This is a genomic window from Pelomonas sp. Root405, assembly GCF_001425165.1.
GTDB lineage: Bacteria > Pseudomonadota > Gammaproteobacteria > Burkholderiales > Burkholderiaceae_C > Pelomonas.
The window spans coordinates 1-14494 of sequence record NZ_LMDU01000014.1 but is presented as its reverse complement, the minus strand read 5'-3'; the positions used below and the strand labels follow the sequence as shown (position 1 = coordinate 14494).

Annotated in this window: 10 protein-coding genes; 1 reads left to right on the top strand and 9 read right to left on the bottom strand. The window is 62.5% G+C overall.

Going from position 1 to position 14494, the window contains the following annotated elements:
• Window positions 1–8 precede the first annotated feature (8 nt).
• The 5 genes from ASC81_RS18100 to ASC81_RS18080 all read right to left on the bottom strand — a co-directional run bounded on the left by ASC81_RS18100 (window position 9) and on the right by ASC81_RS18080 (window position 6587).
• On the bottom strand, window positions 9–1553 hold the full coding sequence (locus tag ASC81_RS18100; protein WP_056270085.1) for a TIGR03016 family PEP-CTERM system-associated outer membrane protein: 1545 nt from the start codon (window positions 1551–1553) through the stop codon (window positions 9–11).
• On the bottom strand, window positions 1534–2532 hold the full coding sequence (locus ASC81_RS18095; RefSeq protein ID WP_056270081.1) for an XrtA-associated tyrosine autokinase: 999 nt from the start codon (window positions 2530–2532) through the stop codon (window positions 1534–1536). The genes ASC81_RS18100 and ASC81_RS18095 overlap by 20 nt, the downstream gene beginning before the upstream one ends.
• Before the next feature lies 1 nt (window position 2533).
• A complete protein-coding gene (locus ASC81_RS18090; protein ID WP_056270078.1) occupies window positions 2534–4123 on the bottom strand; it encodes an XrtA system polysaccharide chain length determinant in 1590 nt (529 codons plus the stop codon).
• Window positions 4124–4187: 64 nt separating this feature from the next.
• Entirely contained in the window at window positions 4188–4763 is a 576-nt protein-coding gene (locus ASC81_RS18085; protein WP_056270075.1) for an XrtA/PEP-CTERM system exopolysaccharide export protein, read from the bottom strand.
• Between the two features lie 288 nt (window positions 4764–5051).
• The gene (locus ASC81_RS18080) at window positions 5052–6587 is read right to left on the bottom strand and encodes an FAD-binding oxidoreductase (RefSeq protein ID WP_255354450.1); all 1536 of its coding nucleotides are present in this window, start codon (window positions 6585–6587) and stop codon (window positions 5052–5054) included.
• Window positions 6588–6849: 262 nt separating this feature from the next.
• Between ASC81_RS18080 and ASC81_RS18075 the strand changes: the two genes are divergently transcribed.
• Window positions 6850–7596, top strand: coding sequence for a PEP-CTERM sorting domain-containing protein (locus ASC81_RS18075; protein ID WP_056270067.1), 747 nt, complete (start codon window positions 6850–6852; stop codon window positions 7594–7596).
• 279 nt (window positions 7597–7875) lie between these two features.
• Here the strand turns inward: ASC81_RS18075 and ASC81_RS18070 are convergent, their stop codons facing one another.
• From ASC81_RS18070 to prsK, 4 genes are read right to left on the bottom strand one after another with little or no spacing between them, the layout of a single operon-like run.
• On the bottom strand, window positions 7876–9159 hold the full coding sequence (locus ASC81_RS18070) for a GNAT family N-acetyltransferase (protein ID WP_056270064.1): 1284 nt from the start codon (window positions 9157–9159) through the stop codon (window positions 7876–7878).
• Between the two features lie 18 nt (window positions 9160–9177).
• A complete protein-coding gene (gene prsT / locus ASC81_RS18065; protein ID WP_056270060.1) occupies window positions 9178–11964 on the bottom strand; it encodes an XrtA/PEP-CTERM system TPR-repeat protein PrsT in 2787 nt (928 codons plus the stop codon).
• On the bottom strand, window positions 11964–13325 hold the full coding sequence (gene prsR / locus ASC81_RS18060) for a PEP-CTERM-box response regulator transcription factor (RefSeq protein WP_056270057.1): 1362 nt from the start codon (window positions 13323–13325) through the stop codon (window positions 11964–11966). The genes prsT and prsR overlap by 1 nt, the downstream gene beginning before the upstream one ends.
• Entirely contained in the window at window positions 13322–14383 is a 1062-nt protein-coding gene (gene prsK / locus ASC81_RS18055; protein WP_235533703.1) for an XrtA/PEP-CTERM system histidine kinase PrsK, read from the bottom strand. The genes prsR and prsK overlap by 4 nt, the downstream gene beginning before the upstream one ends.
• Window positions 14384–14494 lie beyond the last annotated feature (111 nt).

Sequence of the window (14494 nt, the reverse complement as noted above, 5' to 3'; positions counted from 1 at the left end):
CTTCATCTTTAGAACTGTTGGGTCAAGGTGGCGTACACCGCATTCTCGGAATAGGGCGTGACACCTTCGAAACGGCTGTGACGGGCACCGAGCTGGACATTGATTCGCGAACCCAGGCGGCTGTTCCAGTTGGCCATGAGGCTGCTCAACTGTGTGCGGCGGCTGCTCGACTCGCCGACGGATTCCTGCCGCGCAGCCGTCAGCGACAGGCCGGTTACGGGCGTGAGCTGGTAGCTGGCCGACAACGAATAGGACCGCTGTTCGATGCGCGCGTTGTTGGCGAGGTCACCCTGGTTCAAGTTGTCGCCCAGGCGGCTCGTGACGGCGCGGCTGACACTGGCCGTGATGTTGGCGCGCATGCCTTGCAGCGTGAAGCTGAACATCTGGCTGCGCAGTTCACTGGGCCCATCGGAAAGAAAGCCCACGGAGGCCTGAGCGTCGGGCGACAAGCCCAGCGCCAGCAGCTCCGCACGTACCAGCGTGTCGCGCTTGACCGGATCGGGCTCCCGAGCCGCATACAGCAGGAAGAATAGGTCGTAATAGGTACGCACGCCGCCCGAAGCCCCGGTATTGCCAAGGGTGACGGTGCGTGAGTCCGACAGGCGCCAGACTGAACTCCGCATGCGGTGCTCGAAGTTCAAGCCGTGACTGTCGCCATAGCCATGACGTTGCCAGTTGCCGTTGACGCGCGTGCGCAGCGTTGGCGTCCAGGCGGCGGTCACCCCCCCCGTGAAGCCATCCTCGTCGCTGCCACTGCGGCTGAGGTAATCGTTGCGCTCCTGGCCCACGTTGGCGCTGAAGGACCAGTCTTGGTTGGGGCGGTAGTTCAGGCCGGCCGTAGCCGAACTGCTGCGATTGGACAGCGCACCCTTGGACCGGACCTGCTGCGTGTTGGCCTGTAGATACCAGCCCAGCACGCCGGCGTTCAGCTGCCTGACAAGGAGCGAACCGCCTTTGCCACGGCTGTCGCCCAGCGCACTGCCGCGCACCTCGGTGATGGAGAAATTGCCGCGCAGGTCGGCGCTGGCCAGACCGCCAAGTTGGCCACGCAGCAGCGGCGAGACGGTCAGCGAGCCAGTCTCGCGCCGGTTGGGGTTGTCCAACGCGGCAACCGCGCCTTGCGAACCCAGCGTCGGCGCCGCTTGCAGGCCGAAAACCGACGCGTTCTGCTGGCCGATGTTGGCCTGCGCGTCGACAAAGAAGGTTTGCGGAACGACCTCTGCCTGAAGGCTGGCCGACAACGCGTTCTGCACCTGGGACCCGTAGCTGGTCTTAAGGTACGTAATGCCATTCAGCGAGTAATCGAGGCTGCCGCGGACTGCGCCGGTGTTGCGCACGATGCTGATGCCGGGCGACACCGTCGTGATCAATGCAGCATCCTTGTCGCGGTCGCTCAGGCGAAGGTTGTCAGTCCAAGTCTGAGAGAGGCCGATGCGCGGGCGGATGGTGCCGCCACCAGCGCCGGCCGCGCCGCCCTGCTGGGCATGGGCCGTGATCGCGCAAAGGGCGAAGGCCAGTGACAGATGGCGCGGCTCAGGTCGGAGCCGAGTCATTGCTGCCATAGCCGTAGCCGTACCCGTATCCGTAGCCGTAGCCATACCCGTAGCCATAGCCACCTGCGGCGTTCGGGCTGGCCTGGTTGAGCAGCATCATCTTGACGGGGCAGGTCTCGATGGCGGCCAGCGCCTGCTGGACGGCGCTTTGCGCGGTCTTCTCGGCGTGGACCACGATGATGATCTGGCCCATGTGCGAGGCCAGCACGCGAGATTCCGTCGTCAGCAGCAGCGGCGGCGAGTCGAAGATAATGATGCGGTCGGGGTAGCGCTTGGCCATGTGGTCTAGCAGATGGCTCATGGCATCGCTGGCGAGCAGCTCGGTCGCACGTGGGTGCGGGGTGCCGCTCGGCAAGATCGTCAGCTTTTCGACGTTGGTGCGCAGCAGCACCTCGGACATGTCGACGCGCTCCTCCAGCACATCGAGCAAGCCCGGACCCTGCGGCAAACCCAGCATGCGAAGCACCGACGGCCGCGCCACGTCGGCATCGACCAGCATGACAGTGTTATCCAGTTCGGCCGCGATGCTGAGCGCGAGGTTGATGGACGTGAAGCTCTTGCCTTCACCAGCCAGCGCACTGGTCACCATCAGCAGGTTGGCGTGATTGATAGTCGCCGCGCCCTTGCCCATGGCGTTCTTGATCAGCGGGCGCTTGATGACGCGGTACTGGTCGCCCGTTTGTGAGCGCGGCGTGTGGGGCATCAGGAAGCCCTGGGCCGCCAGTGCAACGACGTCGAGTTCGACGCGCTTGGAAGAAGGGTGATGCCCGTCATCCAGCAGCGTGATGCCGACCTGAGGCGCTGGTGCCGGCGCCTCAGGTGAAGACGGCACGGGCGGGGCAGCGGCCAACCCTGGCGCCGCCACGGGCACCAGCGCCGGTTCTGCCGCAGGTTTGGATTGATCATCTCCGGGCAGCACAACGCCGGCCTGGCGAAGTTGCTCTAGCCGCTGGGCGGCTTGTTCTATCAGGCTTGTCATGTCAAACCACCTGCCGGCTCAGTTGTATCGCCAGGACCGTCAGCGCGACGGCAAACATTGCCAGCAAACCTCCGGCTCCCGCGGAGAAGCGGATCAGGTCAACGCGTTGACGCGCGCGATCTGCCTCCGTGACCAGCCGTGTCACAACGCCCAGTATCGGCAGTTCCACCCGAGCGCGCAGGTCATTCGCGTCATGAAAGACGGGCCGCAACTGGCTCGCCGCAAATGTTGTGAACAGCCCGACACCCAGGGCGCCCGCCATCGCGCCGGCCAGCAGCAGCAGACGGTTGGGCGCTACCGGCTTGGGATTCGCGCGCGGGGGATCGATGACACGAAAGTCCGCGACGCCGGAGGCTACGTCAAGGTCACCCGACATCGATGCCTGTTCACGACGCTGCACGAGTTCCTCGTAGTTGCGCTTGTGGATGGCGTAGTCGCGATTCAATTGAGCCGCCTCCGCCTCGACCTGAGGCGCCGTCTTCATCGCCGACAGCGCCTGCGCATAACGGCCCGAATATTCATCAACCCGCGCACGTAACGATGCGACCTGTACCTCGGTCGTGGCAAGGATGCGCACCATCTCCTGTGTGGCGAGGCTGCCATTGGACTGGCCGACCGAAGCCATCGGAATGTTCATAGCGGCCTTGCGCAGTTCGGCTATCTCGCGCTTCCGCTGCTCTTCAAGGTCCTTGATGAGCTTGCGGGTTGCGATGATGTCCGGATGCTGGTCGGTGTAGCGCTGCAGCAGCGCGTCGAGATTGCGGCGGTGGTCGGCAAGGCGGGAGTCCAGTTCGGGCGTGCTGACGTTGGCGTTCGATTCCTGCATCAGGCTCTGCGCCGTGGTCTGTGCGCCACCACGCGCCTTCTCCGCCTCCAACTGAGCCCGCGCCGCGTCGCGCGCATTCATGGCCTCGCGCAATTCAAGCCGGGCACGCTCCATCTGAGCGCTGAGTTCGGAGATATGTGCCGCCGAGTCCTTGCCGTCGCCGGCCATGTTGGATAAATTCTTCAGTCGGAACTCTTTCAACCGCGTCTCGGCCTCTTCGAGCTTGGTCTCGTAGGCCTTGATCTGCTCGTTGATGAAGGTGGTGGCAGTCGAAGCTCCTTGCCGCGTCTGGCCAAGGCTCGATTCGACAAAGATGGACACCAGCGCCTGAACGACACGTTTGGCGGTTTCAGGATCGCCGTCGCGATAACCCAGGATGTAGAGGTTGTCGCGACCACTGCTCTGAATGGAGAGGTTGCTCGTCACCGTCTCGATGGTCGCCTCTTGCTGGGCCTTGGACTGATTCTTCAGGTCCAGATCGGCCATGCGCACCAGCTTCTCGACATTGGGCCGACTGATCAGTGTGCGGCTCAGCATGATCACCTGCTGCTCGATGTTGGGCTGCACTGCCAGACCCGACATCAACGGCTTCAAAATGGACTGGGTGTCCACATAGATGCGAGCACTGGCCTCGTAACGGTCAGGCAGCACGAATACCACCGCGGCGCCGACCATGCCCGTCACCCAGGCCACGACCAGGCCCACCCAGCGGTATTTCCACATCCGCCGGACGATGATCAGCAGCTGGGCAATCAGCAATTCCATCAGGAAAAATCTCGGTTAGATCAACAGCTTGGAGGCGCAATGCGAAGCCTGCGCGCCCAGGAATTCAGAACAAGCTTTGCGGGATGATCAGGATGTCGCCCGGGCGCATCTCGACATTGGCGGACACGTCGCCGCTCTTGACCAGATCCTTCAAGCGCACCGAATACTGTTTGTTGCCTTCGGCCGTGCGAAGAATCGTGGCGCTGTTGCCGGAAGCAAAGTCGGTGAGGCCGCCCACGGCGATCATCACGTCAAGGACCGTCATCTTCTGCTTGTAGGGCAGGAACTGGGGCTTTGCCGCTTCGCCGACAACGCGGATCTGCTCGCTGTACGGACCGACGAAGCTCGTGACGATGACGGTCACGACCGGGTCACGGACATATTTGCCAAGCTGCTTCTCGACCTCGCGCGCCACTTGCACCGAAGTCTTGCCCTGCACGACCATTTCATCGACCAACGGGGCTGCAATCTTGCCGTCTGGGCGAACGGGCACGGCCATCGACAGCTCTGGGTTGCGCCAGACCTGAATGCTGAGGCTGTCACCGGCACCGATGATGTAGCTGTAGTCGTCGTTGGCCACAGACGGCGGCGCTGGCGGATGACTGGTGCTCGCGCAACCGGTCAGCACCACAAATGCCATGCCTGCAAGTGCCCGACCCAGCCAGCCGCCATCGGGTGTCCCGACAGTGCGCAAAGCAGTCCCGGACGTCATTTGCTCACAGCCGTTTTTCGAAGCGTGAAGGGTGTTCAAGGCGAGTCCTCTGTGGGTCTGTTCATCGAAAGCCCCCAAAAGGGCGGTGCCGCCCCGCATCGCGAGGTTCAAAGCCGCGGAATGATGCCATAGCCCTCCCGCGTTGCCGGCAACCTGAATCGGGGGCAGCGCCACTGCCGCGCGGACTTTCGCACAGCAAGGTGAGGTGAAAACGGCTCAGGCAAGGGGCGCTCGCGGCAGGTTGTACCGGCCAGGCGCGATCACGTTGTCCGGGTCAAACACTGACTTCAACTCCCAGGCGGTGCGCCAGAAAGGGTCGGCCGGGTCAACCAGCTCCTCCATCATGTCAGCCCGCGCCCGATACACCTCGAGCCCCTGCGACCGTAAATAGTGCCAAAGGGCGCGCGCGCAGGCATGAGCGCCCTTGACGGCCGCAGCGTCGCTGCGGTCAAACAGCAAGTTGGCAACCGCCACGAACGAGGTGGTGGTTTCTATGTTCAGCGTGACATACAGCTCGTGGCCAAGCTCGGCAGCCATCGATGTCATGCGGGCAACGATGGCGACGACGGCTTCACCGTCCATCGGCAAGGCGGGGTTGATGAATAGCAACCCGCAGTTCGATGCATCGAGGTCTCTAGCGGCCGCCTGCGGCTGGCCGAACCGCCACAAAAGATTGGCAATCGCTGCATCGGTGGGACGCCCGTCTGCCAAACCTTGCAACGGCCGGATGGCCGCAATGGCCGCCGCGTTGGCGCGAGCCCACGGCCAAACCTTGCGCATCGGATGCAGCAGACGAAACCCAAGCGCCAGCTTCTCATCGTCGACGACCATCACCCTGGCAATTTCCCCCAACACGCGCCTGATCTCCGCGACTGCCGCCTTCACCTGACCCGAACTGCCTGCCACGCCGCCCAGGCTGGTCCATTCAAAAGGCGCCGCCGTGGCTAGAGCCCGCTCCGCTTCTGCGACCAAGTCCGACGCCCCGATCGCACAGGAAGAATTCAGGTATTCACTGATGCCGGACATCATGCTGGCCCGCGTGCGTGCCTGGTTCCCCACATGCGTGACGCCGCTTATCACGCCCAGCCGCTTCAACATCGCCAAACCGTTCAGGAATTCGGCAAGACGCGCCGAATCACGCAAGGCCAGCGACACGGCAACGGACCGCTGAGGTCGCGGTACCAGCTTGAGGCAGGCGCTGGTCACGATGCCAAAATTGCTCTGAAAGAACAGACCGTCCAGCATCGGTCCCAAGCCGTAAGGATGGGTGTGCGCAAGGGGCGAGCCCTCGCCGAGCCGACGAAAGCCGGTTTGGAGCACCTCCCCTCGCCCGCTTACCACCTCCAGGCCGAAAACGTCCTCGCGACGCGGGCCGAGGTAGCCCACGCCGCGATCCAAAGCATTGCCGAGAATGCTGGTGTCGATGGATGACCCGGTCACGTTGAAGCTCAGACCAGGGTGGGATTCCCGCAGGAAATCATGGAGTTGCCGCTGGGTGACCCCCGGCTCGATGACGGCGACAGAGCGGAGCGGCGAAATCTGCGCGGCGTTGCGGATACGGTTCATGCCACTCAAGTCCAGCAGCACCGAACCCGCCTCCGGGGGAGCGCCCGAGCCGTACCCCCAATTCAGCCCCGTTGATATGGGATACAGCGCGAGGGAGTGACGCCGGGCATGTTGGACGCAATCCCGCACGTCATCTACCGTGGTCGGGCGCCAGCATGTCAGCTCACCACGGTCCCACCCGGTCACATTGCTCGTGCTACGCCTCGCCCCGGACTGCACCTCAGAAGAATCCTGCACGCTGCCCTCCCGTGTTCCCTACTGTCGACGGACTTTACAGCTCACTCCCCTAAGCGCCAGAGCCCACGGCAAGCCGACACCAGACGCAGTGCTAACTCGTTGTCGCAACAAGAAAAATGCCAGAGAAAGATGCCGCTGGCACGCTCCCTGCTTATTACCCTGCGTCCGGGGCCGCGCCCCAACTTCTAGCAAGTGAATCAAGGAGATTCAAATGAGCAAGACCCTGAAGACGCTGGTTGCCGCAGCGGCCCTCGCAGCTACGACCCTCGTCTCGGCAACCCCGATCGTCGGCACCGCCAACCTCACTTTCGGCCTGGTCCGGGTCACGCTGGGGAATATCGACTGGAATCCCAGCGTCGACACCCCGCCGAATGCCGTCCCGACTTTCGGTGACTTCTCTACCTTCGGCCCCGCAAACACCGGCTCGTTCGCCGTTGGCTCGATGGCTGGCCTGACGCAAGGTGACGTTCATGACCTGAGCGCCAATCCGGCCGATGCAAACTACATGCCCATCGGCGCCGGCACCCTGACGAACATGTTCAAGTTCGACGCTCATGACGGCGTCATGGGTTCGCATTGGATGTTCACTGCGACGTCACTGTCGACTGGCAGCTTCCCCGGCGCTCCTTACCTGTTGACCGAGAGCTTCACCGGCGGCCAAGTCAGCACCTCTGCCACGCTGAGCGTTGCTGGTTGGACCTGCGATGACGTCAACAACGACAACGTCTGCCAGGTCGCCGAAGACAAGACCAACTTCATCGCCATCCTGAGCGCTCAGTATCCTGGTCAGTCGATCGCCGATCTGACCGCCATCCTGTTGGGCGGTGGTGCTCTGCCGAACAACACCTGGTCTGGCACTCTGCGCGCTACGCCCCTGCCTGAGCCGGCTTCGCTCGCTCTGGTAGGTCTGGCCTTGGCTGGCTTGGGTTTTGCTGGCCGTCGCCGCCAAGCCAAGTAATGAACTGAGCAGCGACGGATTCCGTCCCCCACCTCAGGGAACCCCGCTTCGGCGGGGTTTTTTATTGCTCTCGCCAAGTTGAGGCGCGCCAGCCGCTACGTCGCCACGACCAGTTGCGTCCAGCTACTTGGCGATTGCCCGACGCCGCCAAGCATGGTTCTCAGTATTCGGAACGGCGTCGCCGATTCGGCCGGGGGCACGGCCACAAGTCCGCAGAACTCGGCCGCCCGTCACACTAGCCAAACAGGCCGCCGCCAGAGCTGGCGGCGTCTTCTCGTCTTACAGGTCGCCTGCCACGTGCTCTGTCTCCAAAGCGCTGACACAGCGGCGCCAAGCTTCGTCCGGCTCTGCGACTTTGAAGCCGTAGAACTCGCCGGTATCGCCGTGGTGATGACGCATGACTTTCACGTCCAGCATCGCTCGCTCCGAGGCGCCCAATTCGACCCAGACTGCACCTTCAACACCAATCGGGATGTCGAGCTTGGACTGCGCCTGAAACCCGAGCAGGGAAATCTCGATCACCGTCATGACGATGGAGCGGTCCGAGTCATGAAGGCGCACGCGCAGTTCGGCAGGGCAGCGCAACGAGAAGCGCTGGTGCCTGCGCATCGGGTGGAAGCCGGTTGCCGAGCCGCTCAACATGGGCAGTACGGCGCGGAACTCAGGCTGGTCGTAGATGGACCACAACAAAGCCTTGTGCCGATCATCCAAATGTTCGAAAACCTTGCTACGTTCGTTGAAGAAGTAGTCGAGGATGGCCGGCGTCAGTACCGGGTCATTGGTCGTGAAGTAACGCCGCTTCGGGAGCTTGATGTTGGATAGGCTCAGCGTCACGAAGTATTGGTAGAGGTTCTTGCGATCCTTGCGCTTGCCATAGACACGCCGAAATATCTCTTTGGCCACCGGGAGATCCAGAGTCGCGCCCACCGCCGGTGCGCCGTTGGCGAAGTCGTACTTCTCAACGACGTTCTTCTGGAGTCGTTCGAAGAAAAGCAATGACTCGTAGAGCTCGATCTTGTCCGGGTTGACTGCGATGACAAGGTGGCGCGTGTCGAAGTACTTCGTGCAGTACTCGTACATGAACTTCATCAGCGGGAACAGGACCGCGCCGCCAGTCTTGCGAAAGTCAGGATGCACGGCCAGTGCGGAGATTTCGGCAATTTGGCCCTGCTTGGCACGCACATCGCTGAGGTCGAAGACCGTCTGGAGCGGAAAACCGAACACGCCCTCGCGGATCATCGACATCGTGCCGACAACACGACCGTCGTACTTGGCGCACAGCGTCGTCGTCGTCGGCAGAGCGTGGTACATCGTGACGCGCAAGCCCGACGCCGCTGGTTTCATGAAGCCACTCGCCACGTAAGCGTCATGCAGGATCGCAAAGCACGCTTCCAATTCCTCACGAGTCTCGGCAACTTTGAGTTCAAGCCTGCTGTCGGGCGACGGGTCGCAGTCGATCATGCCGCGGTAGATGGCGTGGCGCGTGTCTCGCGGCAGCAGCGCGAACGCCCGCCGCAACAGCTGGTGCAAACGTTTCTTAAGGCTTGCTTGTTTGATCTGCATGCCAGATAGGTCCTTCGGCTACAGCGACGACAGCAGCTTTTGGACGTCCTCCTGGCGCGGGAAGCTGGCGCCAAGCCGAGACAGCGTCTGCAGTTCCTGTCGAGCCTCCGACTTCTGACCGTTCCTGGCTAGATACTGCGCCAAATGCAGGCGGTGCATAGGTTGCTGGGGTTCGAGCTCCAGTGCCTTCTTTTGAAGCGTCAAGGCTACATCCAATTTGTTGGCCGCCGCATAGATTTCAGCAGTCGTATCCAGGAACGCTGCATTGTTAGGTTGTAGAGCCTGGGCCTTCTCGGCCATTTCCAACGCCCCAGGCTTGCCAGCACGCTGCATCAACCAAGCCACGTTGTTCATGGCGACGGCATTCTGGGGCGCCTTCACGAGGGACTTGCGCAGCAATGCTTCCGCCCGCTCATAGTCGCCGGCCGCCAGCGAACGGTCGCCAAGGTAATAGGTAAACGTCGGGTCGTCTGGCTGCCTGCTCAACCAGTCGGTCTCGAACTTAGCGGCATCGCCGTTTTGCCCCGCATCCAGCAGCGCGCGGTGCAACTTGACGGCAATGTCACCCGCCTGCCGTTTCAACAAAGCGCTGCGATAGGCAGCGACAGCGGCGGGCCGGTTGCCCTTGGAGGCCTGCAGGTCGCCTTCCATGACCCAACCTATCGGATCAACAGGCTGCTTGGCCTGAACTTCCTTGGCGAGGACGAGCGCATCGTCGATCTTCCCGGTTCGCGCGAGCAGGGTGACGAGCATGCCCGTAGCAGGCGGATATCCAGGCCTGATAGTGAGAACCTTGCGCAACTGAGTGATTGCGGCTGGCGCATCTTTGCGGGCGATTTGCACTTCCACCATGTGCATGATTGGCGCGACAGAGTTCGGCTGTAAAGCCGCCATCTTCGAGAACGCTTGCGCCGCCTGATTGAAGTCACCGGCAGCCAGTAGCACCGAGCCGAGCAGTTCCTGGAACTTGGGATTCTCCGGGGAACGAGCGATACCTTCCTGGGCGACCTGTAGCGCCGCTTTGTACTCACGGGTAGACATCAGCGAATTGGCCAACGCCAAACGCGGTGCATCAGACTCCGGAAACTGCTTGATTGCAGCCTCAAGCTGAGTGCGAATCTCGGCAGGTTTCACACCAGCGGCGACACGCGCCTCAACAAGACCCATCAGGGCCGGTACCGAAAGCGCGTCTGATGCAACGAGCTTCTCGTAGCGAGCTACCGCCGCCTGCGGCTTGCCAGCGTCAATATCCAGTTTGGCCAGCGCTGCCACAGCAGGCAGGTAGGTCGGAGCACGCTTGGCAGAGACTTCCAACCATTCGCGCGCCTTCTGCTGTTGACCACGCATCATTTCAACGCGGGCGTGGAAATACGGCGCAATGGGTTTGTCCGGTTGTTTCTTTTCCAGCGTCTCCAGCACCTGCGTCGCCTTGTCGAGTTGGTTGGCGCGCAGATAGTTCATCAGCATGAGCACCTCAGCCTGTGCGCTGTCGTCATCGACCGCGACTGACTTCAACTCAGCCATGGCCTGCTCGGTGCGGCCCGCATCAAGGTCCACCAAGGCAAGGGCAGTGCGCCCGCGGCTGTCCTTCGGGTTCGCCTTGACGGCTAGCGCGTACATCTTCTTGGCCTCGACGGCGTTACCGGACTGAAGGTAAGCATCGGCTGCCACGGAGTACACCTCCGGAGCGGGCGGCGTTTTGGCGTCGAGCAAGGGCTGCACAGCGGTCAGCGCTTTGCGAGGGTCGCCGGCACGCAGCAGCGACCGTGCAAGCAGGGTACGAACCGCCACGGGCGAAGACGCTCCCGCCACTGCCTTGCCGAGGTGGGCGGCGGCCTGCAAATAAGCACCCCGCTCATACTCGATCATGCCGGCCAGGTGCAGGAAGCGAGGACTGTCGGGTGACATCTTCAGTAACTGCTGCGCGCTCTCCTGAGCGGTCTTCAGATCCTTGCGCTCCAGTGCCAGCGTGGCGTTGAAGTAGCTGACGTAAGGGGTGCTCGGCAGTGCCTTGCGCAGATCCTGAAGTTGCTTGTCCATTCCGGCCAAGTCCCTCTGGCGCCACAGCAAGTTAAACACACCAATGTGTGCCTGCAGGCTGGTGGCGTCGCGCTTGAGCACCTCGCGATAGGCCGCCATCGTCTCGGCAGCATCGGCCCCCGAGATCTGTAGCGATTCCGCGCGCGCCAGCCAAGGGCTGGGTGATTCGGGATGGGCCTTGAGGGTACGGTCGATCTGCGCCAATGCGGCCTGTTTATCGCCGCCGATCAGCAGCAGCCGGGCCACAGCGAGTTGCGCGATGACGTTGTCCGGATCCGCCTGCAGGGCGGCGTCAGCCGCGGCGCGGGCTTGTACATACTTGCCCTGGCTGCCGTAGGCGGTCGCTAGGGCGGCCTTGAGTTCGGCCTGCCGTTTCGGAACCGTCAGATCGACATCCGCGTACTCGGCAATGAATTTTTCGACCTGCCCACGGATGATGAGAGCCGAAGCCATCGGAGGCACCAACTCGTCGTTGCTGTAACCGGCATCGCGGGCTTTGGACAATTCGACCCAAGCACCTTGGACGTCACCACTCTCCAGCAGCGCCTTGCCCAGAAGGAACCGAGCTTCGACCAGCGAAGCGTCCTTCTGCAAGGCGTTTTTGAACTCGACGGCGGCGGCTTTGTACTCCTTCTTCTGCATTCGGGCCTTGCCCGACTCAACCAGTTGCGAGGCAGACTGTTCCCAGCACCCAGCCAGCAAGACGGAAGCTAACAGCACAGCGCCGGCCAGGCGCTCGGGGTTGAAGCGCTTCTTGCTGTTCATCATTTGATCTGCAACCGGTTCATCATGTCGTAAAGGGTCGGGCGGCTGATGCCGAGCAGTTCGGACGCACGCACGATATTGCCGTCGGTGCGCGCCAATGCCGTGATGAGCGCTTGGCGTTCGGCGTTCTCACGGACCGTGCGCAAGTCGAGCATGGCACTGTCGTCACCTGACGAGGGATCGGCCCGCAAGCCAAGGTCGAGCGCCGTGATACGGTCCTCCTCGGCCATGATGACGGCGCGCTTGAGCATGTTCTGCAGTTCACGCACATTGCCGGGCCAGCGGTGCACTTCCAATGCCCGTACGGCGTCGTCAGCGAGTGTGGGCACGGGGCGACGCATCTCGGTGGCGAAGCGGCGCGCAAAAGCATGCGCGAGCAGCACCGGGTCACCCATGCGTTCACGCAGCGGCGGGATCTCCACAACGATCTCAGCCAGCCGGTAATACAAGTCCTCGCGGAACCGGCCGTCCGTGATGCGTGTCTTCAGATCCTGGTGCGTGGCACCGACGACGCGCGCGTCGATCGGGATCTCCTGGCGTCCGCCAACGCGCTCGATGACGCGCTCTTGCAGGAATCGCAGCAGCTTGGCCTGCAACGACATGGGCAGGTCGCCGATCTCGTCGAGCATGAGCGTGCCACCGTTGGCCGTCTCAATCTTGCCGAGCGTCGCCTTGGTCGCACCGGTGAAAGCGCCCTTCTCGTAACCGAAAAGCTCGCTTTCAAGCAGAGTTTCCGGAATGGCCGCGCAGTTGATGGCGACAAAGCGCCCCTTGCGCTTGGAGGCGTCATGCAACCCCTGGGCAAGCACCTCCTTGCCGGTGCCGCTTTCGCCAAGCAGCAGCACGGTGGCATCGCTGGGAGCAACTTTTTCGATCATGCGGCAGACACGCTGCATGCCGGGATCACGCGTGATGAGGCCGGAGAAGACATCGCTGCTCTGCTGCATTTGCAAGCGGCGGTTCTCTTGCTGCAATTCGTACAGACGGTAGGCACGCTCGACGGTGAGGCTCAGCACGTCCGGATCGACGGGCTTGGACAGGAAGTCATAGGCCCCCATTCGAATTGCCCGGAGCGCGTTTTCCTGGTCGTTCTGACCTGTCAGCACGATGACTTTGACGCCCGGGTCGAGTTCCAGCAACTTCTCAAGGCACTTGAAGCCTTCCGACACGGAATCGCGATCCGGCGGCAGACCGAGGTCCATCGTGACGACGGCGGGACCGTGGCGGCGGAACTGAAGCACCGCACTGGCGACGTCGTCCGCCGTCACGGACTCGAAGCGGTCCAACGACCACTTGAGCTGCTTCTGCAAAGCGAGATCGTCTTCGACGATCAACAGCGGCGCATGGCGGGGAGTGCTCATTGCACGTCGAGCGCCGCGAGCGGCGAGTCAGCCTGCGCATGGAACAACGGGAGCAACAGGGTCACGGTGGTCCCCCGGTTCAATTCACTTTGCACGCTGATCTTGCCTCCCAATTCCTGCACGTATTGATAGCTCTCGTGTGCGCCTATGCCCATGCCGCTGGACTTGGTGGTCTGGAACGGCTTGAATAGGCGATTCTGTATGAAATCCTCGCTCATGCCGCAGCCCGTGTCCTCTACACGAACCCGAGCCTGGCTGCCCTGGGCATCCAGCGTCAGGCAGACACGACCGCTGGCTGGTGTTGCATCGAAGGCGTTCTGCACGACATGGCCCAGCACACGCTCCACCCGCTCGGCATGGCCCCGCGTACTAACGCCGGCTTGCAGCGTCAACTCCAGCGCCCTGCCCTTGCTGGATGCTGCCGCGGCCAGGCGCTTGGCGATCTGCTCCAGGTCGACACCGCTGGTCACGCCGTGCGGCTTGTCGCCATCGCGCAGTTGCAGCATCAGTTGACGCATCTTCTCAAGCGAGTTCTCGACCGTGTCCAGCATGTCCTGCTGAAACTCCGGGTTGTCGCGCAGGCGCTTGGCGTTTTTCATCATCAACGAGAGCTGGGTGACGATGTTCTTCAAATCATGGACGACAAACGCCGACATGCGGTTGAAGGCGTCGAACTTGCGCGCCTCCAACAGGGCTTCGGTGGCCTGCGCCTGGTCGAGATAGCCTGACGCCTGGCTGGCGGCTGTTCGCAGCAGATCCCGCACTTCCCAGTTGAGCTCGACCATGGCGCGCGGGCGCCCGAGCACGACAAAGCCGATCAACGCTTCGCGCACCAGCAGCGGCACCACCAGCCAGCAGCGCGGCTCGTCCGTCAGCCAGCTTGGCAACTCCAGGCCGGGATAGGCGTCGTGCCGCGCGCGCCACTCATCGAGATCGATGATCCAGGCACGCTCGCGCCAGAACTTGGCGAGCCCGCCGTCGCGCGCCTCGGCGCCGATCTCGGCGGGCAAGTTCCAACGCGCGGTCTGCATGAAGTCGCTGTTGGCAGCGCGTTGCATCCACAACATGAGCTAGCCCCCTGAATGACCGGACACGGTCCATCGCTTATCTTTGAGGATAGGAGTAGGACTGTGAATATGACTAGGCGGACGGAGTCTGTAGAGATCGTG

Bases quoted from the DNA above. Each gene is read 5' to 3' on its own strand.
- ASC81_RS18085 (WP_056270075.1), bottom strand. From the start codon at position 4,763: ATGGCATTTGTGGTGCTGACCGGTTGCGCGAGCACCAGTCATCCGCCA.
- prsT (WP_056270060.1), bottom strand. From the start codon at position 11,964: ATGAACAGCAAGAAGCGCTTCAACCCCGAGCGCCTGGCCGGCGCTGTG.
- prsK (WP_235533703.1), bottom strand. From the start codon at position 14,383: ATGCAACGCGCTGCCAACAGCGACTTCATGCAGACCGCGCGTTGGAAC.
- ASC81_RS18090 (WP_056270078.1), bottom strand. From the start codon at position 4,123: ATGGAATTGCTGATTGCCCAGCTGCTGATCATCGTCCGGCGGATGTGG.
- ASC81_RS18100 (WP_056270085.1), bottom strand. From the start codon at position 1,553: ATGACTCGGCTCCGACCTGAGCCGCGCCATCTGTCACTGGCCTTCGCC.
- ASC81_RS18070 (WP_056270064.1), bottom strand. From the start codon at position 9,159: ATGCAGATCAAACAAGCAAGCCTTAAGAAACGTTTGCACCAGCTGTTG.
- ASC81_RS18075 (WP_056270067.1), top strand. From the start codon at position 6,850: ATGAGCAAGACCCTGAAGACGCTGGTTGCCGCAGCGGCCCTCGCAGCT.
- prsR (WP_056270057.1), bottom strand. From the start codon at position 13,325: ATGAGCACTCCCCGCCATGCGCCGCTGTTGATCGTCGAAGACGATCTC.
- ASC81_RS18095 (WP_056270081.1), bottom strand. From the start codon at position 2,532: ATGACAAGCCTGATAGAACAAGCCGCCCAGCGGCTAGAGCAACTTCGC.